The organism is Aquella oligotrophica (assembly GCF_002892535.1).
Classification (GTDB): Bacteria; Pseudomonadota; Gammaproteobacteria; order Burkholderiales; family UBA11063; genus Aquella; species Aquella oligotrophica.
The window spans coordinates 801,290-825,705 of the sequence record NZ_CP024847.1 but is presented as its reverse complement, the minus strand read 5'-3'; the positions used below and the strand labels follow the sequence as shown (position 1 = coordinate 825,705).

The 24,416-nt window shown below is 39.0% G+C and carries 15 protein-coding genes, 2 tRNA genes and 3 rRNA genes; 1 reads left to right on the top strand and 19 read right to left on the bottom strand.

Going from position 1 to position 24,416, the window contains the following annotated elements; translation table 11 throughout:
- Positions 1-61: 61 nt before the first annotated feature.
- From CUN60_RS03805 to CUN60_RS03790, 4 genes are all read right to left on the bottom strand, one after another.
- Positions 62-2,107, bottom strand: a complete 2,046-nt coding sequence (locus CUN60_RS03805) for a hypothetical protein (protein ID WP_102950747.1) — start codon at positions 2,105-2,107, stop codon at positions 62-64.
- Positions 2,108-2,259: 152 nt separating this feature from the next.
- Positions 2,260-3,369, bottom strand: coding sequence for a DSD1 family PLP-dependent enzyme (locus CUN60_RS03800; RefSeq protein ID WP_102950746.1), 1,110 nt, complete (start codon positions 3,367-3,369; stop codon positions 2,260-2,262).
- Complete coding sequence (locus CUN60_RS03795) at positions 3,366-4,415, bottom strand: beta-propeller fold lactonase family protein (protein WP_102950745.1); 1,050 nt, start codon at positions 4,413-4,415, stop codon at positions 3,366-3,368. The genes CUN60_RS03800 and CUN60_RS03795 overlap by 4 nt, the downstream gene beginning before the upstream one ends.
- A gap of 15 nt (positions 4,416-4,430) precedes the next feature.
- Positions 4,431-5,033 (bottom strand): GNAT family N-acetyltransferase, encoded by a 603-nt coding sequence (locus CUN60_RS03790; protein WP_102950744.1) that lies wholly within the window; start codon positions 5,031-5,033, stop codon positions 4,431-4,433.
- A gap of 266 nt (positions 5,034-5,299) precedes the next feature.
- Here CUN60_RS03790 and CUN60_RS03785 point away from each other — a divergent pair, with 266 nt between their 5' ends.
- On the top strand, positions 5,300-5,899 hold the full coding sequence (locus CUN60_RS03785; protein WP_102950743.1) for an ankyrin repeat domain-containing protein: 600 nt from the start codon (positions 5,300-5,302) through the stop codon (positions 5,897-5,899).
- A gap of 41 nt (positions 5,900-5,940) precedes the next feature.
- Here the strand turns inward: CUN60_RS03785 and CUN60_RS03780 are convergent, their stop codons facing one another.
- The 15 genes from CUN60_RS03780 to CUN60_RS03710 form a co-directional block, all read right to left on the bottom strand.
- Positions 5,941-6,630 (bottom strand): DUF3313 family protein, encoded by a 690-nt coding sequence (locus CUN60_RS03780; protein ID WP_102950742.1) that lies wholly within the window; start codon positions 6,628-6,630, stop codon positions 5,941-5,943.
- 165 nt (positions 6,631-6,795) lie between these two features.
- Positions 6,796-7,995 carry an MFS transporter gene (locus CUN60_RS03775; protein WP_102950741.1) on the bottom strand — a complete coding sequence of 400 codons (1,200 nt, stop codon included), beginning with the start codon at positions 7,993-7,995 and terminating at the stop codon, positions 6,796-6,798.
- Positions 7,988-8,491 (bottom strand): GAF domain-containing protein, encoded by a 504-nt coding sequence (locus CUN60_RS03770; RefSeq protein ID WP_102950740.1) that lies wholly within the window; start codon positions 8,489-8,491, stop codon positions 7,988-7,990. The genes CUN60_RS03775 and CUN60_RS03770 overlap by 8 nt, the downstream gene beginning before the upstream one ends.
- A gap of 13 nt (positions 8,492-8,504) precedes the next feature.
- Entirely contained in the window at positions 8,505-9,074 is a 570-nt protein-coding gene (pth, locus tag CUN60_RS03765; protein WP_102950739.1) for an aminoacyl-tRNA hydrolase, read from the bottom strand.
- A gap of 210 nt (positions 9,075-9,284) precedes the next feature.
- Positions 9,285-9,920 carry a 50S ribosomal protein L25/general stress protein Ctc gene (locus CUN60_RS03760; protein WP_102950738.1) on the bottom strand — a complete coding sequence of 212 codons (636 nt, stop codon included), beginning with the start codon at positions 9,918-9,920 and terminating at the stop codon, positions 9,285-9,287.
- Positions 9,921-10,017: 97 nt separating this feature from the next.
- Positions 10,018-12,021 (bottom strand): DUF1554 domain-containing protein, encoded by a 2,004-nt coding sequence (locus tag CUN60_RS03755; RefSeq protein ID WP_158649275.1) that lies wholly within the window; start codon positions 12,019-12,021, stop codon positions 10,018-10,020.
- Positions 12,022-12,281: 260 nt separating this feature from the next.
- Positions 12,282-13,280: a YncE family protein gene (locus CUN60_RS03750; RefSeq protein ID WP_102950736.1), complete on the bottom strand. Its 999-nt coding sequence runs from the start codon at positions 13,278-13,280 to the stop codon at positions 12,282-12,284.
- A gap of 36 nt (positions 13,281-13,316) precedes the next feature.
- Complete coding sequence (gshAB, locus tag CUN60_RS03745; RefSeq protein ID WP_102950735.1) at positions 13,317-15,644, bottom strand: bifunctional glutamate--cysteine ligase GshA/glutathione synthetase GshB; 2,328 nt, start codon at positions 15,642-15,644, stop codon at positions 13,317-13,319.
- A gap of 60 nt (positions 15,645-15,704) precedes the next feature.
- Positions 15,705-17,099: a multicopper oxidase family protein gene (locus CUN60_RS03740; protein ID WP_102950734.1), complete on the bottom strand. Its 1,395-nt coding sequence runs from the start codon at positions 17,097-17,099 to the stop codon at positions 15,705-15,707.
- Between the two features lie 10 nt (positions 17,100-17,109).
- Positions 17,110-17,397, bottom strand: a complete 288-nt coding sequence (locus CUN60_RS03735) for a metal-sensitive transcriptional regulator (protein WP_102950733.1) — start codon at positions 17,395-17,397, stop codon at positions 17,110-17,112.
- Positions 17,398-17,913: 516 nt separating this feature from the next.
- Positions 17,914-18,028: ribosomal RNA gene (gene rrf / locus CUN60_RS03730) — 5S ribosomal RNA — on the bottom strand.
- A 243-nt stretch (positions 18,029-18,271) separates the two neighbouring features.
- Positions 18,272-21,253: ribosomal RNA gene (locus CUN60_RS03725) — 23S ribosomal RNA — on the bottom strand.
- A 404-nt stretch (positions 21,254-21,657) separates the two neighbouring features.
- Positions 21,658-21,734, bottom strand: a tRNA-Ile gene (locus CUN60_RS03720).
- A gap of 17 nt (positions 21,735-21,751) precedes the next feature.
- Positions 21,752-21,827, bottom strand: a tRNA-Ala gene (locus CUN60_RS03715).
- Positions 21,828-21,996: 169 nt separating this feature from the next.
- A 16S ribosomal RNA gene (locus tag CUN60_RS03710) occupies positions 21,997-23,526 on the bottom strand.
- Together the 16S, 23S and 5S rRNA genes with 2 tRNA genes alongside form the textbook arrangement of a ribosomal RNA operon.
- Positions 23,527-24,416 lie beyond the last annotated feature (890 nt).

Below are 24,416 nucleotides of genomic sequence, written 5' to 3'. Positions count from 1 at the left end.
TTATTAATTAATTCTATCAATTATCCTGAGATAGTTCTTTTTTATACCTCAGAAACTAGAGTTAGGTTCCCGGATGAGGAACATATTGCGGAAGGTATGGTCCTGGTACTACTGCATAGCTTGGCGTAATCCAATACCATGGGTTTGAAGTATCTTCATAGTTTGTTCCCGTTCCACCATTATTCCGAATATTAATACTGTCGCCATTTGTAAAGCTTAGTGAATAACCGCTATTCCCACTAGTTCCCATAGTACAGCTATTATCATTTGGTAAACACTGGATTCCGACATAAGTATCATGTAAAGAATTATCATAAACAACTGCCATATAAGCATGTGCACCATCAAATATCAGCATTCCCCCGGTCACTTGAGACACCTGAGTATAACCAGTAGTAAGCCCTGAAATTGATATTGACTGATTATAATCGCCATCCTGATTGTAAGCTGCTGCAGTGTTATTTCCATCTCCAAATGATACTTGAGCTGTTGAACTGGTAACTGGTGATGCGATTGGTAAATAATTATCCCAGCTTAAAATACCATTCCAAGCATTCTGTCCGGTAGCTCTGCCTATATTAGCACTTTGTAATTCACTGCTGATGATATCGGTATCAGGTGTAACATTATTGCTATTAAAGATTGTAGTTTTCCAATTCTGTGTTCCGCATGAAACTGCACCATTAAAAACGTATAGATTATAGTTATTCGGGTTTACCGTCATATTTGGATAAGAGTAATGCCCTGCCTCACCAACCGTAGAAATTGGATTACTTCCAGTATTGATAGTACATAAATCACCGACATTATAAGTAATACTTATAGCATTTCCATTATTTTCTTTACAGCTGGCTTTTAATGTTGTACCATCCCAGCTATATGGATTATTCCCATTGCTATCCATGGTTATGGTACTTTCAGCATCAATTCCCTGATAACTAAGATTACATTGGCTAGTCATGGTTGTTGAAACTAACGCTCCAGCAAACTGATTGAATAATTGACTTTTAGCGCTGGCAAATAGCTGTTGCAAGTTAGCTAATCTCATATTATAGGCTAGTGCTAGATCAGATTCAGCCAAAGCATAGTTATTATATGCAGAATTTGGAATAACAATTGGTGCCTGAATATTTATGCTTCCTGATGGATTAGTCACTGGCAACCCTAAATAAAGCCGTACCTGATCAACTGCATAAGCCTCGGTCATTGCGTTAAGAATTTTGAGATAAACTAGGTCTAATGCCTGATCAAACCCTTGCGTTGTATAAAAAATATTAGAACCCTGAGTTAACTGGGTAATTCCATACTGATTAATGGCATCGTTAAGAAAATTTGCTACCGCACAATTATTCTGAAGTAGAGATGATTGGGGATGCTCCTGCTGCGTTAACGATAAATTTGTAGCATCATAAGTAACGGTAGAATTATTTTCATCACAAGAGAGAAACTGTTCATATGAATCCTGTGTCCCTGCAATTTTTGGGTTAGAGCTAAATAGTGAAGATTGATTTTGTAGTAATGCTAGTGAAATGCTTTCATTCATTTGTGCTTGACTATAACCGCCAAAAATACCCTCGGCAATGCTAACATTTTGTTGACCTAAACCAGAAGTTGCCTTAGTAATCCAATCACTAGTGTCATTATTATTATCAACAAGAGTTTCAGTTATCTTGCTAATTGCCGTACCTGTTGAACCTAATGCTGTCGATTCAATTACATTATAAGTTGTCTGTAATACAGCATTTTGCTGTGCTAAAGTATCTTCTACATGATTTAATTCTTGATTAATTGCGTTTAATGTCTGCTGTGTTGCTTGTCCACTGTTACCACTAATACTACCACCAGAAATCAAGTTCCACACAACTTTGCCAACTGTATCATCAATATATTCATTTAATGTCGCAGATGCAAAATCCATTAATACTGAAGAGATGCTACCTATTGGTGCAGAATCCAAAGTTTCCGCATTAGTATTTGTGGTATTGCTTGCTGTCTGAGTAGTTGAGGCTTGATTATTGACATTCCCACTTGCGCCTGAATTACATCCAACTAAAGTTGTAGCAATGATTCCTGCTAACATAAGCGTATTGATTAATTTATTTTTCATGATGCTGTTCTCCAGTTTATATACAATTACACTCAAATAAGAATAACTCTTATCTGCATAGGAGAGATAATAGCACCATCAAATAATCAGTGGTTTCCCGTATTTGAAAACCTTTTTCCCATTTTTGGAATAAATATTTAACCCCATAAAAACTATTGGCAACAACCTCTAGCATCAACCTTCCAATAATCTACCACCACATCATTTTCTGTAATGTAAAAATAATCAAATAGATTTATTGTTGGATCACAATGCGCAACAATCAGCTCAAGAACTTCACCAGCATCAGGTAATTTGGCACCATTAAGCGCAGTCACCTTACCATGCTCATCACCAAATCCATCCCAATCATATTGCAAATCTGGATGGCTAATTACAAAAGGCTTAGTTGCCACTCGATATAAAGCTTTCGTCCCTGCATCTACCGTAACATGTGTAGCATGATTAGTGCTAATCACTGTTGTTAGCATCGTCATTGCTGGTGAAAATTTTGTCTCTTTATATTCGATATTATTATACTCCTGATCCATGACACAGTATGAGCCTGGCTGAATCTCGGTTACACAATCAAGTTCAGCATCAATACTAAATGTACCTGTTCCACTACCTGTTTGGATTTCACAGTTTAATCCACGTGCTAATAGTTCACGTTTGATTGTACCTGCTTTACTCAATATCTCGTGCGTTTTGATTCTGCGCTCAGCCAAGTCAGGTATATGCTGTAGGTGTCCGGCGTAACACTGTATGCCTCGAAGTAAAAGATTGGATAATTTATCAATAGCCAGAGCCACTTCAATAGCATTATCTAGGGATACTCCAGTACGACCGATCCCACCATCAATATCAAGGAGAGTATTTAGCTTATAACCGTGTTTCTGGCAAAACTCATTTAATTGTAATGCATTACTAAGACTATCAACAACGAGTAAAGTATCTGGCGCTAAATCAAGAACCTTAAGTAAAACCGCAAATTTCCCAAAAGATACAACTGGTGAAGTGATTAAGACCCCTGTGATGCCCGCTCTTGCCATTATCAAAGCTTCAGAAACCTTGGTTACACAAATACCAATTGCACCATATTCAAGCTGTAACCGAGCAAGCTGACTACATTTATGAGTTTTGGCATGCGGACGTAAATTTACTTTTCTTTGTTTAGCTAAATCACGCATTAATTCAAGGTTATAAATCAACTTATTTTTGTCGATTACCAAAGATGGTGTAGGTAATTCATTTTTATGCTTGCCAATGTATTTATTCATCATCCACCAACCATCCTAATTCCTGTCGAGTGATTAAAATTGCCATTAAACTGAGTACAAGCTGTAAGCGTTCCATCTGGATTTACATTACAGCCCATTATACTACTGGCATTACTAATATAAGCCATATTGCCAACTGAATTTAAGGTAAAATCAGATGGCGCATTAAAACCACTTCCTGTAAACTGACAATTAGAAAATTCACCACTCACAGAATCAACCTGACATAAGCTAACACTATTAGCTGCCTGATTAGCGATATATGCATATTTATCATTAGTGGAAATTGTAACCGATTGTGGTGCAGAAAAATCGCTACCAGTCGGATGACATTTTATCAACTCTTTGCCAGGACCAACAGCACATAAAACGATGGTATTATTCCCAGTATTTGCAATATATACATGATTAGTTTCCGGCGCAAAATTAATATCTGATGGACTGACAAGATTAGTCAAGATAATACTACAGTTAGATAAAGACTTATTTGCCTTATCATGCTGACAAATACTAATGCTATTACTATTTTCATTTACTACATAAGCAAATTGTCCATTATTTGAAATAGCAACTGCAGTTGGTGCAGCAAATCCATTCCCTGTTGGAGTACAATTATTTAACTGCCCATTTGTTTTATCTATCATGCAAACATCCACCTCACTAGATCCTTGATTAGTTACATATAACGCCCGTTTATCATGAGTAAGTGCCAAACCACTGGGGGCATTTAATCCATTACCAGATTGCCCACAACTAGCAATTGAACCATCCGGCAGAACAGGACAAACTGAAACGGTAGTACTATCTAGGTTAGAAACATAGATGTAAGCATTTGTTTTACTAGCTGTAGAAGTGGAAGCTGATGCCACAGATTTATTTGTACTCGGATCTCCACCTACCGGAGGCATTGGGACAGGATTACTCGCAGGATGTTTCACATCTGAGGCAATCGCGGCAACATCACTATTAAAATCATCAAAAAGATTATGAATAATATAGTAAGCCGCGATAAAAACAATTGATATTGCCAAAATAATATATTTTTTCATTTACCCCTCCTTGCCCTATACTTGGCTATATTTCTGTAGTTTATATTCCAGATTTGTTCTAACTGCCGTCCACTCGCTTTTAATGATACTATAAACATGGCTATCATACGTTGTACCATCTTCCATTAGTCTTGCGCTGCGTAAAATACCATCCAGTTTTGCCCCAAGGCGGCTAATTGCTCGCTGACTTTCAAAGTTAAAGGAGCTGGTTCTAAATTCAACAGCGATACAGCCAAGAGCTTCAAAAGCATGACGCAATAGCATCAGTTTACATTCCGTATTAACTAATGTTTTCTGATAACTTCTACGATACCAAGTAAACCCAATCTCAAGCCGTTTATTCGCAGGATCTATCCTACAATAGGTAGTCATTCCGATAACTTTATCGGTAATTGCATCTACTATAACAAAAGGAAGCATTTCTCCCTTTTCCTGTAAATCCAACCGACGCTCTATTTCTGCATTCATACGTTCTGGAGCTGGAACACTAGTAAACCATAAATTCCATAACTCACCATCTTTAACTGCTTCAATCAATTCTTCCAGATATTCAATCGACAATGGCAGTAATTTTGCATATTTCCCAATCAAACTAACAGGCTTTACCAACAGACTCATGCTAATACCTACATAAACAAAGTTAAATATACTCAACTAGGCTGAAGAATCACAGTAAAATCAAGCAATGATACTCTTACAAATAATAGTACGTAAGAAATAAAACAACGATCTAGGAACTTTAATCTATTTGAGTATAAACAGGCTAATTTTAGCATAATCGAACTACTTACACTGAAAGAAGCTTACTAAAACAGTTGTTATTCCCGATAACATGATATAATCCAAGTGATATATCTACTCACAACCATAATTAAGTTTCAAGTATGAAAAAAACAACTCTTACTATTGCTGCTCAGGATGCAGACCTCCGAAGAATCGATGAGCTTATTAGACACGGCGCAGACATTAATTCGCTAAACCATCTGGGGTTAACACCTCTCTCGTGCGCCGCGGCTTATGGACATGCTGAAACGGTAGAATATTTGCTTGCAAATGGAGCTGATCCTAATATTCTTGATCGGGATGGCTTGGCACCACTACACAAGGCAGCAGATGGGAATGATTTATTAAGCTGTGAAACCTTACTTAAATATGGAGCCAATGTCAATCAACCAACCCCATCAAAAACTACACCATTAATGATTGCCGCCAGTGGCGGATATCTGGATTTGCTCAAATTACTAATTGAAGTTGGACAGGCAAAAGTCAATCTGACTGATATAGGCGGAAGAACAGCACTGATGCGTGCAGCAGATCGTGGGCGGAGCGAAATAGTTGCAACTTTACTAAAACTTGGGGCTGATTTATATTCGCGTGATTGTGATGGTCGCAATGCCACTTATTTTGCAGAAACGCAAAATTATACCAATATTCTGACTATATTCAAGCATTTTATGCAGATTAATCCTCAACCAAGCTTTTGAAGATCAAACAAAAAGGCTGAATTTAATTCAGCCTTTGATTACTAATTGTTATTTTCCGGATTTTTAAATGCATACTTAATTGCATCTTGAACCCAAGTTTTAGCAATTTTAGTAAATTCACCAGACTCAGAACTTTGTAAGCGGAATTTTTCACCACTAATTTCAGTTGCACTAGTAGTCAATAACTCATTTGTTCTACTATCAACAACCTTTGTTTCAATAATTAAAATTGGCTTTTTATTATGCAAATTTGTTGCATGCTGTGCAATCTGTAAGGCAGCAGAAATTGGCATCAAATAACGAGGTCTGAAGCCATCGCCTTCAAGCATAGCACCAGTAATAGCTACACTTAGTTTAGCTGTTCTTGGTCCTGGCTTATTAGTGATAGTAACTTTTTTCGCAAGCATCTCTTTCAAGTCTTTAGTAATTGTTGCTTGAGCATTAGCAATTTTGTCTGTTGTAATCCCTTTACTTTCAACCGCCTGCTGATTAAGTGAAGCTTCCTCAATTATTAGCTTATCATAATCACTACGATGAAAATTAGGGTTTTTATAAACAAAGGCATGAACATCATCCTGATCTGTTGGAACAGGTTTCATTAAGTTAATACTATACTCTGGCAAAAAGCCACCAGAGTTTGCAACAGTAGGCGTGTACGCCGTTGAACATGCAGCTATAGCAGCACCTAATCCAGCAATCATGGTTAATTGTAAAATATTTTTTTTCATCATCTACCTCTACAACAAAATTTACATAATGAGTTTAACATATTAAATAATCAATAAATAATCCAAAATGGTTTTGATCGAGAAATAATGTAAAAAAACCTATAGTTAACCAGATAATTATCAATTAACCTAGACAGTTATTTAAATGTGTCATTTACAAACATACACCTATCTTATATAGCTTTTTTCAGGAAACTTAGCCGTCAACGATAGTATCGTTATAATTACTGCAAGAAAAGCTAGAATAAAAGTAAAAGGAATAATACTTTTCGCGTCAAAGAAACTTATCAATCCAGTAAAGATAAACCCAGCGATGAATTGACAAGTACTCATGACAGCTGATGAGCTTCCAATATCTTTATCAACCGAACTAAGTGCCATAGTTAGTCCATTAATCATAATAATACTACCAGCAATAGAACCCAATACTACAAAAATCAGCATTATAGTTAGCGATAGTTTAATAAAGAAACAAACAGATAGCAAGATAGCAAGTCCAACCCACATCATTATTATGGCAAGAGTAAATATTGTTTTTATTGACAAGTAGGTAACTATCCGGCTATTTATAAATGCTCCAAAAATATAAGCAATTGAAATCAGTAAAGCAACTAAACCAAATTGAGTCGCAGATAATCCCAAATCATTTTGGAAAATAAACGTACCAACTGTTGAATAAGTAACTTGAATCGCATACACTGCACTAACAATGCCATTAAAAAAGAGGAAAGTTTTATTTTTAAGGAGCTGAAGCATGGGTTTAAATAAACCATATAATCCGGGAAAAGGTATATCAGCCTGCCTTAGCTTAGATTTAACGCAAAATGTCGCCAACATAACCACTAAATTATATGAGAGAAATGTAACAAATACAAAACGCCAGCCAAAATGACTCTCAATAACTCCTCCTAATAGTGGCGAAAGGCATATAATTAAAACGTCAAGCATAGTCAAAAGTGAAAAAATCTTTGCCAGTTGTGAACCAACTGAAATATCGCGAGTAATAGCCCGACTAATAATCCAAACACCGCTTAAACCAACCCCCTGAATAAACCTACCAATGATTAAAACGATTGCATTCTCTGCAAAAATGCAGCATCCTGTACCAAGAATACCAAAAAGTAAGGCAGCAAGCATAACTCTTCGCCGCCCGAAGTAATCTGACAGATAGCCAAGAATAATTCCTGATAATGCCATTCCCAATAAATAGGCACTGATACTTCTTTGTACCAAACCAGCACTAACAGCAAAATCTTTGGCAATAATTGGTAATAATGGTGTCGTAATCTGAGTTGCTACCTGCGCAACGGTACTACTTAAAACCAAGAATAAGATAAAACCTATTCCAAATGATTTATTATTAAGCATGATAATTATCAAATACCTTTATTAATTCTGGTGTATTAATCAACTCCTCAAGATATCTCTTATCAATATCATCAAATTCAGCATAACTTGCGCTATCAACATCCAGCACTCCAATAATTTTAGCTTGTGAGGTTTTTAGTGGAACGACGATTTCAGACTTTGCCAATGAACTACAAGCAATATGTCCGGGGAATTGATCTACATCAGTAACGACAATGGTTTCGCCTCTTTGCCAAGTAGCACCACATACGCCACTGCCAAATTTGATTCTGGTACAAGCAATTGGTCCCTGAAAAGGGCCTAAAACCAGTTCTTCATCACGAACTAGATAAAATCCCACCCATAACCAGCTAAAGGTCATTTGCAGGGCAGCAACTATATTTGCAAGATTAGCAATCGTATCCGTTTCCCAGCTAACTAATGCTTTAATTTGCGGTAACAACTCCTGATATTTTAATTCTTTATCCGATGCTGTAATAATAAGGTTTTCTGCCATTTGTCTTTCCACTCTAATTTGTATGTAATACCCGCTGTGCAGCCGTAAAATCACTAGCCAAAATTTGCTTCGTCACTGATAATGCTTTATCTATTGCCCGATCAATCTCAATTCTATCGTCAATAACTGGTGAATTTAGCACATAGCCCGCAACTTTATTACTATCCCCAGGATGTCCAATCCCAATCCGTAAGCGCCAATAATTCTTACCAATCACTCGATCAATATCTTTTAAACCATTGTGTCCGCCGTTACCACCAGCATGCTTAATCTTTATTACTCCCGGCTTAAAATCAAGCTCATCATGTACAACAATAATTTCTTCCGGACTTATTTTAAAAAAGCTACTTAGAGCCTGTACCGATTTACCAGATAGGTTCATATATGTTTGTGGCTTCAATAGAAATAAATCATTTCCATCTAATTTGGTTTTAGCGACTTCGCCAAAATATTTACCTTCAAGATTAAAACGCATACCAAGTTTTTTTGCTAACAAATCTGCGTACCAAAACCCAGCATTATGGCGTGTATCTTCATATTCACGACCTGGATTCCCAAGACCAACAACAAGCTTAATCACAATTACTCCATATCATATCTGTCGAGCCATATAGCTAATAATTAATAGCTTATGCTTTGCAGTTTCAAATTATAGTTAGTTTTTAATAGTTTCTGTATTATTTTTATCATTTTAGTAGAGTTTTAACAAAAATAATACTCTATCAAATAAATAGTGTTGCATTAATGAAAAAACCCCGGCAAATACCGGGGTTTTGATTTTCTTGGAAGAAAATTATTCTGTAGCGCCTTTAGCAGAAGGAACATCAGAAGGTGATACAATCTCAGCATCAGCAACTTCAGCAATTCCACCAGCGATAACCAAAGCAGCATCATCACCACGAAGTAGTTTTTCAGCTTTAACACCTGCTGGTAATACAAGATCTGACAAATGAATTGTCTGACCAGCTTTAAGATTAGCAAGATCAACTTCGATGAAGTGTGGCAAATCTTTAGCTAATGCACGAACTTCAACTTCAGTTGCAACGTGTGTTACGTGTGCACCTTGAACTTTAACTGCCTGACTAATTTCTTCATTCAGGAAGTGTAAAGGAAGTTTCATGTGAATTTCTTCAGTCTCAGAAACACGTTGTAAATCCAAATGTAAAACCTCTGGACGGAATGAATGCATATGGAAATCACGTAATACTACTTTTTCTGATTTTCCAGCCAATTCAAGATCAAGAATCGAAGTATGGAAAGCTTCTTTTTTCAAAGCATGGAAAACTGTATTATGATCTAAAGTTACTGCAACTGGATCAGCACTACCACCATAAACGATCGCTGGAACTTTACCAGCGTGACGCAGGCGGCGGCTCGCACCTCTACCTTGCTCAGCACGTGCTTCAGCAACTAATTTTAAATTTGACATATTAATTCCTTTAATATTAAATTAACCAAATCGCGACCAACTTGGCATAAGGGCGTTATTTTAACATAAATACCTGACAACAATTATTTAATTTCATCTATTGAACGGCACAGTAAAGTCCACGTTTACTGCATCCATCAAGTACTTTTTTACCATCAACCTCAGTATAGCAATACTTACCACCAAATCCATCTTCTTTGTTATATTGAGAGCAGCCACCTGCATGCCCAGCACCAGCACAAATACTTCTATGATTGATTTGCTCTGAATAACCAATCATTCCAGCAAGCTGATTTACACCACTATCTCCAATTGTCCAGCGTTCACAGGTAATATTTTTCTTTGATGTCCAAAATGGCATCAATCCAGTCCACGCTTTCCCACCATCACTAATTGCTTCACTAAACTGAAATCCAAGAAGAAAATTAAATATGCCCTGACTATTCGTTGTACCAATAACCGTACCCTTTGTATTAACATAAGTTGTATTAGGCGTTAATACCCAATCCACGCTATGTCCAGCTCCACATAGTTTTACTGCTGACTCAGGATCATTTGGATTATCAACACAAGCAATGCGGTTTAAATCATCAGAAATAACAGCCTTGCAGGTTTTTCCAGCAGGACACTGCGCATCCATCTGGCAGAGATAATCAGCCCCAGCTACACCTGTTGTAGCAGTGGATCCTGCCTTTTGAGCTGTTTTCAACAAATCCCCCCACCATTTATCACTAGTTAAGTAAAGTAACTTGGTTTCTGTTGCTGTGTAGAAGCTAATATTTGTTGCACTAATCGGCATCCCAGAATTACTCATTATGCTAGAGCTTAAATGTACCGTGTAGGTTTTTCCGGGTACTAGACTGGAACTAGGGGTGAACGTAAAATTAATATTATCAGTTGTGGCTATAGTGCCGGAAATTAAATGACCTGTAGTCTCTGGAAAACTTTCGCTAACTGTAAAGGTACTGGTTGTTACTGTTGCTGGGTTTATTCCACTTACCACATTAAACATAACACTAATTGGCGTAGTATAGTTATTGGTAGTTGATCTTGCTAGCGGGTTTGTTAAAACAGCATTTGGCTGCATAACGCAGTAAAGCTTACGAAGACCATTGCAATCCTGTTTATCATTTGAGATTGCGCCCGGATCAATCTGTCCAGAACGTCCGCAGCGTCCTTTATTCTCACTTGAACTAGATGTCCAAGCTTTACAACTATCGCCACCATCAACAGATCCCCAAGTAGTAGATAGTCCTGTCCAAACATGATTTGATGAACCGACCCCAAATGCAACTGTTAGTGGGAAAGTAAAAATAGATTGTCCCGTAGTCGTGCCGATTAATTCAGAATTAACATTATAATAACCAGTACCAGGTTGCAATACCCAGTTAAGACTATTTGTTCCACCACATACACTATCTGAAGCACATGCATAACGTTCGCCAACTACGCTAAACATTGCTTTATAGTATTGCGTCTTATCCGGGCTACCTGCATCACTATTACAAATTGCGTCTGCTCCAGTACTTGCATTTGAATAACTCCCGCGCAAATTACCTTTATAATCACCAGATGTCAAAAAAATCTTGTATGAAGCTTGAGTTGTATAACTTGAAGTGGTCAGAACTTTTGATGAAGTGTTAGATCCTTTACGATTTAAAACAAATTTATATGTTGTATTCGGTTTTAACTTTATGCTTGGAATAAAGGTATATGTCAGATCATTACCATTCATTATTAATGGTATTTCTACGGAATTTACATTATTAGCATCGATTAACGAAGCTGAGATTCCTGTTAAATCAAATTTTGTTTTAAATGTAACTATTACTGGTGCGGAAATTCCAATTCCCGTATCGCCATTTGCTGGTGAAATTTGCTGTATGCCAATACTTTCAGCTGATTGAGGATCATTTTGAGTTGTTTTAGTAGTTGATGTATATATAGGCTGAGATAGCATATCATTAGTAGTTTGAGTATTTGAAGTTGAAGTATCCGAACTATCTTGTGCGTTACCTGCATTACATCCGGTACTTAATATAATACACAAACTAATAAATAGTTTTTTGTAGCTATTGAGGTTTTTTAAGGATCTCATCATTTTTTCCTTTGTAATATTTACATCTGGAATAATAGCATGAAGCCCAAAAAATTCACTTATCCAAAATGGACACACTTTAAAATAAAATTATCTTATTTAAAGCACATTCTTCTTATTAATCACTGATATTCCGCACTTATGTGATTTTCAGAGTTATAAAATGAATTTTGACGATTTTGCGGACTGGTTTGTCGTTTTGAACCAGTCCGCCATGAGGAAAAATTTATTTTATACCTCTACCTCAGTTAATCAATCTAGGATTATTTTATAATATGTATGTTATTATTTTTAGCTTTATAATTAACTATAGCGATTGATAAATCTTTCTGAAGGATATAAATCCTACCGGGAACTTTACTATAGATTATTGCCTGACGTGGTTCATCAAGCCCATAAATCGTCTTGATAAGTCGATAATCGACTAAACTAAATACCTGCACACTACCATCTTCTTTATTTCCGGTAATCAATGTTTGACCATCTTTTGAGAGTGAAGCTCCATATGGATCTTTGCCAGTTGGAAGCACCTTCAAAATCTGATTATCTTTAATCGATATAACCCGCAAAGAATTAGTCTTGGATGATGCGCCATAAAGCACTTTTTCATCCGGAGAAATCGCAATAGCCCTTACTCCGGGTATTCCACTCAATGTTTTAATAATCTGCCAACTATCGGTATCAATTATTCGTACATCATCACCAGCAAAATTAGTCACGTAAACAAACCTACCAGTTGGACCAATCTTGATCCCCTGGCGCGGATTAGCAAAGCCAGTTATTATTCGTTCAATTTGCCAATTATCCATATTCAATACCGTTACTGTACTATTAGCTTCATTATTGATGAACATCTGATTTTTATAAATTGTAAAGCCAAAAGCACCTTTACCAATTTTTACTTCATGGATTACTTCTAATGATTGTGCAGAAACCTGTTGCACCACTCCTAGTGAGCTATCACTAATATAAAATGATTTACCATCATCAGCAAATTGAATATTACGTGGAGTAACATAATCAAGTGTAGCTAGTAGCTTTTTCTTCTTTAAATCGTAGACCTTCACGCCTCTATCATCACTATATGAAGCAACAGCCAGTGTTTCCGATTTATTTATTGCTAGCGAATTATTTTTTATCTGCTGATCAAATGGAACGATGGAAGTAGTTTTAGCATTATTACTAGTAGGCAAATTACTACAAGCAGTTACCCCAAGACTAAGCGCCAGAAGCAAAACCACTATTAATCTATTTTTATACATATTTATCTTTATCCAAAAAAATTGAAATCTCAGCAACTAATCTATTAATTGCAGCAAACGTAAAAGCTTCTCAGCAAGCTTACGATCCTGTCCCAAGTAAGGATAGGTGTGAATATGGATTGCCGGATTATAGTTTAACTCAAGTAGTGCGTAATTATTTTCAACATATGGATTATTAACATTTTTGATTATCATATCTACACCACAAATGCAGGCACCAATACTCTTTGCTGCCTTTACCGCAATCCGCTTATAACTTTTAGGCACAATATCGGTATAATCCAAAGAATCACCACCAGTGGAAATATTAGAATTCTCTCGCAGATAAATCTTTTGCCCAATTTTTGGAATTGATTCAAAAGTAAGTCCCTGTTGGGCAAGAAACATTGCTTCTGCTTCTTCAAGTTTGATAAGCTCAAGCGGTGTTTTATAGCCACTACCACGCAATGGGTTTTGATTTTTTAATCCAACTAGATCGCGAATCGAAAGCACCCCATCACCAATAATATTTGCTGGTTCACGATTAAGTACTGCCACTGTCTCGCCATTAATGACAAAGAATCGATACTCTTTACCCGGGACAAAGTCTTCGACAAGTACCCGTTGATCATAGCTAAAAGCAATTTCCAGTGCTCGGCTATATTCTTCAAAGCTAAATTTATCTTTAAAAATCGTTATCCCCAAGCCAAAATTAGTTGAATTGGGTTTAACCACGATTGATTTCTCACTAAAAAGTGGGTAATCAACCAATGCCGATTCAATTGTAAGATACTCCTCACCCCGGGGAACACAAATCCCAGCACGCGATAATATTGTTTTAGTGACTTGCTTGTTTTCCATCGCCAGTATAGTTACATAATTGTCGGTTGCGGTTCTAGTTGCCTGTTTTACCAGCTGACGATGACCACGATTTTCCAGCTCAATAAAATTATCTTGGCGATCAAGAAGCTTAAACTTAACTCCATTTTTAATCGCTTCTTTTAATAATACTTGCGTTGATAATTCAAGATCTTCAAAACCAATAAATTTATAATAGGTTTGCTGACTTAATTCAAGATAACTCTGTGCTTTAGTTATGAAATAATTTGCATAGCCTGAATCAGATACTCCATCAGCTATCAGTTGCGCTGCACTTGCTTGATTTTCTTGCAGCTGAAGCCTTAAATCTTCAATGATAGCTAGTTTATCCTCTGGAATACCTGCTTCGCGGAGTAATAATAACATGTTCTCAAGGATTTCCTGTCCCCATTGCCGTAAACAACGAGTTTCAGAAGTTGAATAATGAAGTAGAATACCATTATCTCGGTTGGCATCAGCAGCAAGTATCTGGTTTTGGTTTGCGATGCGGTATTCATCATCACTCATGATAAAATCAGGAGCAATCAGAGCATAAATGATTAACAGATGAATAAACTCCAGCGATTCAAGTGTAATCCCAACTTTTACCAGTGGGTTTAGATCTAAGGTCCGAATCTCAATATAGCAAATTCCATCATCATGTAGATCTTTTAACACATTGGTTTTTGAATGTCCTTTTAGGCGTAGCTGGGAGTAATATTCTTTTGCGGCAATTATATGTCCCTGATTAATCGCCGTCTCAATATCTTCGATATAATCATAAAGTGAATTATAGGAAACATAAAAATGCTCAAGATTCCGGTAACCACTAACGCCATTCCGAAATGAGCTAGCCCCAGCAAAAATATAACTATCATCAGTAAGGCGCGCCTTATCGCAACGGCAACAATCAATATATGATTCATGGGCAACCGAATTAGCACCAAAAAGATAAATTGCAAGCCAACTATACTTCAGATAGTACCTAGCAACTTTCAAATAAACCTGATCATTAAACTCACGAAACGAAGAATTACTTGGATCAGCCTTATAAAGAAGCTGCATAAATTTATCAGAAAATGATACGTTAAAATGAACACCAGATAGTAACTGCTTACGTTTACCGTATTTATCGGCAAGATATTCACGATACTCCGTAATCTCTGGATCACTAAACTGAGCTTCCTTAATTAGGCTCTCATCATCGGGTAAAATCGGTGGCAAAGAATATGGCCAAAGTAACTCATCTTTTAATTCTAGCGAAACCAGATCATGTAACGCTTCCATAAAATCAAGTGCTTCTTTAGGCGTAGCAAAAGTTGGGGTAACCATCTCAACCTGTGACTCGGCAAAATCAGTTGTAACATATGGATGTCTAGCTTTATCACCAAAAACCGTTGGATGTGGAGTTAATGCCAGATTCCCAGTAGCGGTAGTTCTAACATTTTCCTTTTCAAGACCAAAATTACCACTTAAAAGTAGTTTCCCCAGATTATTTTCTTTAATTAATTCAAGATAATTTACCATTCTACCACCTTATAATTTTAGCCCATTATACTATTACAAATTAGTGTCAATATGACTAAACTATTCAACATCAATATAAGTCATCATCCCAGCATGCATATGATACAAGGTATGACAATGTAGCATCCACTTGCCTTTATGATCAGCCTTAAATTCAACAGTAACTTTACTATGTGGCATTACCAAAATTGTATCGCGAAGTGCTCCATCAATTTTCTTACCATTGATTGATACCACCTTAAAATTATAGCCATGTAAATGCATCGGATGACTCATCATGGTTTGATTATCAAATTCAAAAGTAACGGTATCACCATAATTAACTTTTGGCGGCGTAATATTTGGCCAAGTTTCGCCATTCATTTGCCAAGTGTATTTATTCATATCTCCAGTAAGTTTGATTTTATAAGTGTGATCAACCTTGCCAAAGGCGATAGGATCGCTTGAATGTAACTGTAATTCTTCGTTATAATTTAGCGCTGGAGCAGCACTATTTGCATTATTAGCTAGTTTTTGAACGGATGATTTTGACTTACTAGTAAGCATTAATCCAGTTTGTGATTTAATTCCTTCGACCTGACCTAAAATTGGGAAGTCGGCGGATACTTTAGGTATATCAACAATAATATCTGAGCGTTGCCCCATTGCCAGCTGAAATTTACTACCAGCTATAGGTTTTATAGGGCTACCATCAACGGCAACTAAAGTTCCTTTCAATTTACCAAGATTAATCCAGAAATTTGAAGCTGATGCCGAATTAATAAATCTTAATTTGACACTAGTCCCGGGTTTAACCTGAGTAATTTGCGGCTTCAGATTGTCATGATAATTAGTCAGATAGGCATCATACTTAACATCGTTAATATCTTGCATATCATCCATATCGCCCATATCCATGCCATCCATTTTCATCCCATGCATGTCATCATGATTCATATGCCCCATATTGTCTGAATTATTTGCTTGTAGCCCTTTTAATACCTGATTGGCAGATTTACTACTATAGTCTTGGAACATTACTACTACCTGCTGGTATTTAGCATCTTCAGGCGTTTCAATAATTAATGGCGCAGCAATCATATCCTGCAATTGCATCCCATCATGTGAATGCATCCAATAGCTGCCACTTTGCTGTAACGGAAAATTAAAATGAAACTCCTTACCCGGATTAATTTCAGAATTAGTTACACCTGCAACTCCATCCTGATTATTTGGTAAAATCAGACCATGCCAATGAATCATTGTTGATTCCGCTAGTTTATTTCTAACTATAACATCAAATGACTCACCAAGTTTACCCCAGTAGCCCCAAGTACCATCTGGCTGTTCAATGGTACTGACTTTGACCGATTTACCATTAACTGAAATTATTTTTTGTTTTACTTCAAGAATTACCGGATTAGCAAAAACAATGCTCGTAAATAATGTGAAAATGATTAGATTTTTTAGTTTCATGCTTTTCTTCCTACTGATAGGATTTGATTATTTTTATTAGTTCGCTAATTTTATTATCAATCGCTGTTTTGTCTCCACTAGAACATACATCCTCAAGACATAATTGCATATGCTTTTCTAGAATATTAGCTTCAACACTTTGAATTGCTGATCTTGCTGCCTTTAATTGAGTAAGTATATCAATGCAGTAACGACGATCAACAATCATTTTCTTTACCCCATCAACCTGTCCCAAAGCACGATTAAGACGGCTAAGCTGCTCGGTATGATCCGGATGTTCATGACAACAAGTATTCATTTGCAACCCTAAAATTAAAATCTGATATCCCCCATTATATACCCCCTTTAGGTATCCAGTCAAATTGTTAAAACAATGTAATAAAAAAGATTCCTTAAAGCCTACTCTAATGCAAGCTAAGAAAATACTGGATATAGATAGTAATAGTGGCTTCATAGAGATCTAACCGCAAAGGCTAGAAGTAATGCTAAATAAAGGATAAACCATCTAACTAAAGAGTAATAAGATAGATATAAAGAAGGTAACCCCATAACAAGATCCTGACCAAAGGTCAGGAGGTTATGGAGGGAGATATGAACTTTTTGATTGTTTTGTAGCTAATTTGTTGCTAATTGAAATTGTCGTAAGTCCGATGTACGATGTGTCAATGCTTATATACTCAATCAGATTGAAGAAGCATGGTAGGCGTGAGCTACCCAGCTTACGCTATTGTGTTGCCGTATTGTCTACTATCAACTATTTCGGCTCCACAAATGTAAAGACCCGGTATTATCCGGGTCTTTCTCTTGTATGGGAGCTTGGCAATGTCCTACTTTCGCATGGTATACCCCACACTATCATCGGCGATCACCCGTTTCACTGTCCTGTTCGAGATGGGAAGGAGTGGTTCCAGGTCTCTATTGTCACCAAGCAATTCTTTTGCACGTTCTTTTGAACTATGCGAATTCGGTTTAACAGATGGATTTTGTTTTGATATTAACTATGTTTATTTACTTAAGCTCTTCTCACACTTATCTCAGCAGTACTGCCATGCCTATTTGTAATAACTTCGTTACAAGACTCCTCATTTAATTTCATGTAAATCACGTCATCTTGCGTCTCGTTTTTACTTCATATGCTTTTGCAGTATTTTTACTAAAACTACTAAAATAATAGAGTCAAGCCTCTCGGGCAATTAGTATCGGTTAGCTTAACACATTACTGCGCTTCCACACCCGACCTATCAACGTTGTAGTCTTCAACGACCCTTCAGTGTGCTCACGGCACAAGGGAGATCTTATCTCGAGGCAAGTTTCCCACTTAGATGCTTTCAGCGGTTATCTCTTCCACACTTAGCTACCCGGCAATGCGACTGGCGTCACAACCGGTACACCAGAGGTGTGTCCACTCCGGTCCTCTCGTACTAGGAGCAGCCCCCCTCAAATCTCCAACGCCCACGGCAGATAGGGACCAAACTGTCTCACGACGTTTTAAACCCAGCTCACGTACCTCTTTAAATGGCGAACAGCCATACCCTTGGGACCGACTACAGCCCCAGGATGAGATGAGCCGACATCGAGGTGCCAAACACCGCCGTCGATGTGAACTCTTGGGCGGTATCAGCCTGTTATCCCCAGCGTACCTTTTATCCGTTGAGCGATGGCCCTTCCATTCAGAACCACCGGATCACTATGACCTGCTTTCGCACCTGCTCGACTTGTCAGTCTCGCAGTCAAGCAACCTTTTGCCATTGCACTTTCCTCACGATTTCCGTCCGTGATAAGGTTACCTTCGTACTCCTCCGTTACTCTTTGGGAGGAGACCGCCCCAGTCAAACTGCCTACCATGTACTGTCCCCGGTGCTGTTACACCTAGGTTAGAACCTCAAACATATCAGGGTGGTATTTCAACGTCGGCTCCATTGTGACTAGCGTCACAACTTCAAAGCCTCCCACCTATCCTACACAAATATGGTCAAAGTCCAATGCAAAGCTGCAGTAAAGGTGCATGGGGTCTTTCCGTCTAGCCGCGGGGAGATTGCATCTTCACAAACATTTCAACTTCGCTGAGTCTCTGGAGGAGACAGTGTGGCCATCGTTACGCCATTCGTGCGGGTCGGAACTTACCCGACAAGGAATTTCGCTACCTTAGGACCGTTATAGTTACGGCCGCCGTTTACTGGGACTTCAATCAAGAGCTTGCACCCCATCATTTAATCTTCCAGCACCGGGCAGGCGTCACACCCTATACGTCCACTTTCGTGTTTGCAGAGTGCTGTGTTTTTAATAAACAGTCTCAGCCACCATTTCACTGCAACCCCTTACTGCTTCGGAAGTAAATTCCTACACATCATCGGGGCGCACCTTCTCCCGAAGTTACGGTGCTAATTTGCCGAGTTCCTTCTCCAGAGTTCTCTCAAGCGCCTTAGAATACTCATCTCGTCCACCAGTGTCGGTTTGCGGTACGGTCGTGTACAGCTGAAGCTTAGAGGCTTTTCCTGGAAGCTTAGTATCAACCACTTCTTACCCGTAGGTAATCGTCATCACACCTCAGTGTTAGAAAGCCGGATTTGCCTAACTTCCCCACCTACATGCTTAAACCAACTATTCCAACAGTTGGCTGGCCTAACTTTCTCCGTCCCCCATCGCACTATACATCGGTACAGGAATATTAACCTGTTTCCCATCAGCTACGCATCTCTGCCTCACCTTAGGGGCCGACTCACCCTACGCCGATTAACGTTGCGTAGGAATCCTTGGACTTTCGGCGAGCGGGCTTTTCACCCGCTTTAACGCTACTCATGTCAGCATTCGCACTTCTGATACCTCCAGCATGCTTTTCAACACACCTTCATCGGCCTACAGAACGCTCCTCTACCACTCACATTACTGTGAATCCGCAGCTTCGGTTATCAATTTAGCCCCGTTACATCTTCCGCGCAGGACGACTTGACTAGTGAGCTATTACGCTTTCTTTAAATGATGGCTGCTTCTAAGCCAACATCCTAGCTGTCTATGCCTTCCCACATCGTTTACCACTTAATTGATCATTTGGGACCTTAGCTGGCGGTCTGGGTTGTTTCCCTTTTGACACCTGACGTTAGCACCAGATGTCTGTCTCCCGTGTATTACTTTCTCGTATTCGGAGTTTGCCATGGTTTGGTAAGTTGCAATAACCCCCTAGCCATAACAGTGCTCTACCCCAAGAAGTATCAACCACGAGGCACTACCTAAATAGTTTTCGAGGAGAACCAGCTATCTCCGGGTTTGTTTAGCCTTTCACCCCTATCCACAGCTCATCCGCTAATTTTGCAACATTAGTCGGTTCGGACCTCCAGTGCATGTTACTGCACCTTCATCCTGGCCATGGATAGCTCACCCGGTTTCGGGTCTACACCCAGCAACTATCGCCCTATTAAGACTCGGTTTCCCTACGCCTCCCCTACTCGGTTAAGCTTGCTACTGAATGTAAGTCGCTGACCCATTATACAAAAGGTACGCAGTCACCCCAGCTTAAAACACCCTGATCTTTATTCAGGCTTTTATCTGTTTCCAGCTATTTCACTTTTGTTGGTCTTTTAATTCGCAAGTTTCACTTGCTCATTGAAAGAACTACAAGGTGCTTTAAGCTGGGGCTCCCACTGTTTGTATGCATGCAGTTTCAGGTTCTATTTCACTCCCCTCCCGGGGTTCTTTTCGCCTTTCCCTCACGGTACTGGTTCACTATCGGTCGATTACGAGTATTTAGCCTTGGAGGATGGTCCCCCCATCTTCAAACAGGATTTCTCGTGTCCCGCCCTACTTCTCTATAGCTTAGTTCTTAATGTCGGATTTCAGATACGGGGCTATCACCCACTATGGCATACCTTCCCAGGTATTTCTCCTATCTCGTCACTATAACACTATACGGCTCCTCCGATTTCGCTCGCCACTACTTTCGGAATCTCGGTTGATTTCTTTTCCTCCGGGTACTTAGATGTTTCAGTTCTCCGGGTTCGCTTCCCTTGCGGGATGACCATTTCTGGCCGGGTTTCCCCATTCGGAAATCTGCGGATCAAAGTCTGTTTGCCGACTCCCCGCAGCTTATCGCAAGCTACTACGTCCTTCTTCGCCTGTAATCGCCAAGGCATCCACCACATGCACTTAGTCACTTGACTCTATTATTTTAATAGTCTCTTTACCGTATTAATAGCTAACTTTGTCAGCTTAGTTAACGCGATAAAAAATTCAAGTAAACTGCTGATTCTCAAAGATTCGTTTCCAAACCTCTAAGATTTTATTTTTTACTGTATGAGTTTCTTTTTGCTTAAGTTTTTTACATATGCAATCTACCCGCATATAATCCTTTACTCCAAAGTAGTTACCTACTTTGAATTTAGTTTATGCTTATAAGATTTGTAAGTCCGATTTATTCGGAATTACAAAGATTATTAGCATTAATAATATACGCGTTGGTAAATTTTTAATATCTAACTCTATCCATCTTGTTAAAGATCTTAGTACCAAAGTACTTAATATAAATGACTTAATCTTAATCTCATCTACATTAGACACTCTGTCTTGGTGGGTCTGGGAGGACTTGAACCTCCGACCCCACGCTTATCAAGCGTGTGCTCTAACCAACTGAGCTACAAACCCGTTATCTCACCTATACCTGGTGGAGGATGACGGGATCGAACCGACGACCCCCTGCTTGCAAAGCAGGTGCTCTCCCAGCTGAGCTAATCCCCCAAATGTCTTCGTACTACTTTGTCGCTCAATTGCTCATTTAGATCACTAAACTTTGCAATTTCGCTCCGCGCATTACTCGCATTTTTTATACTCTGTATTTCTACCCAGTACTTCTAATCTTAACTACTATAAACAACCAATAAATGTGAGGCATCCAACCATTCTCTAGAAAGGAGGTGATCCAGCCGCAGGTTCCCCTACTGCTACCTTGTTACGACTTCACCCCAGTCATGAAACATACCGTGGTAATCGGCCCCCTTGCGGTTAGCCTAACTACTTCTGGTATCCTCCACTCCCATGGTGTGACGGGCGGTGTGTACAAGACCCGGGAACGTATTCACCGCAGCATGCTGATCTGCGATTACTAGCGATTCCGACTTCACGTAGTCGAGTTGCAGACTACGATCCGGACTACGATAAGTTTTATGAGATTTGCTCCACGTCGCCGCTTTGCTTCCCTCTGTACTTACCATTGTATGACGTGTGAAGCCCTGCTCATAAGGGCCATGAGGACTTGACGTCATCCCCACCTTCCTCCGGATTAGCTCCGGCAGTCTCACTAAAGTGCCCAACTTAATGATGGCAACTAGTGACAAGGGTTGCGCTCGTTGCGTCACTTAAGACAACATCTCACGACACGAGCTGACGACAGCCATGCAGCACCTGTGTTACGGTTCCCGAAGGCACAATCTCATCTCTGAAATCTTCCGTACATGTCAAGAGCAGGTAAGGTTTTTCGCGTTGCATCGAATTAATCCACATCATCCACCGCTTGTGCGGGTCCCCGTCAATTCCTTTGAGTTTTAATCTTGCGACCGTACTCCCCAGGCGGTTTACTTCTCGCGTTAGCTTCGCTACTAAGGTTGCCCCCAACAGCAAGTAAACATCGTTTAGGGCGTGGACTACCAGGGTATCTAATCCTGTTTGCTACCCACGCTTTCGTGCATGAGCGTCAGTTTTATCCCAGGGGGCTGCCTTCGCCATCGGTGTTCCTCCAAATCTCTACGCATTTCACTGCTACACTTGGAATTCCACCCCCCTCTGACAAACTCTAGATGACCAGTCTTAAAAGCAGTTCCCAGGTTGAGCCCGGGGATTTCACTCCTAACTTAATCATCCGCCTGCGCACGCTTTACGCCCAGTAATTCCGATTAACGCTTGCACCCTACGTATTACCGCGGCTGCTGGCACGTAGTTAGCCGGTGCTTATTCTTCAGGTACTCTCAGCGATAGATGGTATTAGCATCTACCCTTTGCTCCCTGACAAAAGAACTTTACAACCCGAAGGCCTTCTTCATTCACGCGGCGTTGCTGGATCAGGGTTCCCCCCATTGTCCAAAATTCCCCACTGCTGCCTCCCGTAGGAGTCTGGGCCGTGTCTCAGTCCCAGTGTGGCTGATCTTCCTCTCAGAACAGCTACTGATCATCGCCTTGGTAGGCCTTTACCCTACCAACTAGCTAATCAGCCATCGGCCGCTCTTTCAGCGACAGGCCCGAAGGTCCCCGCCTTTCCTCCTCAGAGATTATGCGGTATTAGCACATCTTTCGATGCGTTATCCCCCACTAAAAGGTACGTTCCGATGTATTACTCACCCGTTCGCCGCTCGCCACCAACCCGAAGGTCGTGCTGCCGCTCGACTTGCATGTGTAAAGCACGCCGCCAGCGTTCAATCTGAGCCAGGATCAAACTCTTTTGTTTTAATCCTAGACTTATAGTCTACTCTTTTTATAGTGCATTCATTAGAACACACTCGCTTGACGTCTTTGGTTTCCCGTTAGACATCTGCTATTTTTTTTGTAACACCATGAAACAATTCAATTAAGAACCACTCCACGGCACTACCTTTTCTATAGCTAGATGCCTCACATTTATTGATTGTTTATCTTGTTAAAGATCTGTTTTGTTTCTCTTTTTCCCAATCGATTCCTTTTGGGGAGAACGTTATTATTACACAAACAAAACTTCTATGTCAAAAGTTTTTAACAAATTTACACTAATTATTTCAGCAACCAACTAAAATCCCGAGAAGAATCAAAAGCATTTAAAATAAATCACTTAAAACCATACTAACTAAAATAATATTAAATAGCATAGAAGCGGAGTAAAAATTGAAATCTATTAAACTCAGCCATCACCAGCAACATAATATTTCAAAACCACCTGATAATAATTTATAGACCAAATAATCAAACCTATTTAAACTTAAAACACAAACTCAGGATAAAGTAAGTTATTGATAAAAGCAATAATAGATGTTTTTTGCAAACATCATGTTTCTATCACAGCGCTTATTACTTTACCCAAAAAGGACAAGCTCACATCAAAACCAAGAAAAGAAATATTATGCGTACGTAACTCTAGATACCAAGCAAAGAGCGAGGAAAGCACGGCAATAGAATTCGAATAAGACATAATTAATATCTAGGACCCGTAAAACAAACGTAGAGAGTATAACCCATTAATTAATAAGCTCCTCTACACCTACCCACTAAAATACACAAACAACAAAACAACAAGAAAGTCTGAAAGGGCTACTAAGCTAATTTCTTTGCACTGATAACTCAGTACACAACCTTAACTTGGTAAGC

Bases quoted from the DNA above. Each gene is read 5' to 3' on its own strand.
- CUN60_RS03805 (WP_102950747.1), bottom strand. From the start codon at position 2,107: ATGAAAAATAAATTAATCAATACGCTTATGTTAGCAGGAATCATTGCT.
- CUN60_RS03800 (WP_102950746.1), bottom strand. From the start codon at position 3,369: ATGATGAATAAATACATTGGCAAGCATAAAAATGAATTACCTACACCA.
- CUN60_RS03795 (WP_102950745.1), bottom strand. From the start codon at position 4,415: ATGAAAAAATATATTATTTTGGCAATATCAATTGTTTTTATCGCGGCT.
- CUN60_RS03790 (WP_102950744.1), bottom strand. From the start codon at position 5,033: ATGAGTCTGTTGGTAAAGCCTGTTAGTTTGATTGGGAAATATGCAAAA.
- CUN60_RS03785 (WP_102950743.1), top strand. From the start codon at position 5,300: ATGAAAAAAACAACTCTTACTATTGCTGCTCAGGATGCAGACCTCCGA.
- CUN60_RS03780 (WP_102950742.1), bottom strand. From the start codon at position 6,630: ATGATGAAAAAAAATATTTTACAATTAACCATGATTGCTGGATTAGGT.
- CUN60_RS03775 (WP_102950741.1), bottom strand. From the start codon at position 7,995: ATGCTTAATAATAAATCATTTGGAATAGGTTTTATCTTATTCTTGGTT.
- CUN60_RS03770 (WP_102950740.1), bottom strand. From the start codon at position 8,491: ATGGCAGAAAACCTTATTATTACAGCATCGGATAAAGAATTAAAATAT.
- CUN60_RS03760 (WP_102950738.1), bottom strand. From the start codon at position 9,920: ATGTCAAATTTAAAATTAGTTGCTGAAGCACGTGCTGAGCAAGGTAGA.
- CUN60_RS03755 (WP_158649275.1), bottom strand. From the start codon at position 12,021: ATGATGAGATCCTTAAAAAACCTCAATAGCTACAAAAAACTATTTATT.
- CUN60_RS03750 (WP_102950736.1), bottom strand. From the start codon at position 13,280: ATGTATAAAAATAGATTAATAGTGGTTTTGCTTCTGGCGCTTAGTCTT.
- gshAB (WP_102950735.1), bottom strand. From the start codon at position 15,644: ATGGTAAATTATCTTGAATTAATTAAAGAAAATAATCTGGGGAAACTA.
- CUN60_RS03740 (WP_102950734.1), bottom strand. From the start codon at position 17,099: ATGAAACTAAAAAATCTAATCATTTTCACATTATTTACGAGCATTGTT.
- CUN60_RS03735 (WP_102950733.1), bottom strand. From the start codon at position 17,397: ATGAATACTTGTTGTCATGAACATCCGGATCATACCGAGCAGCTTAGC.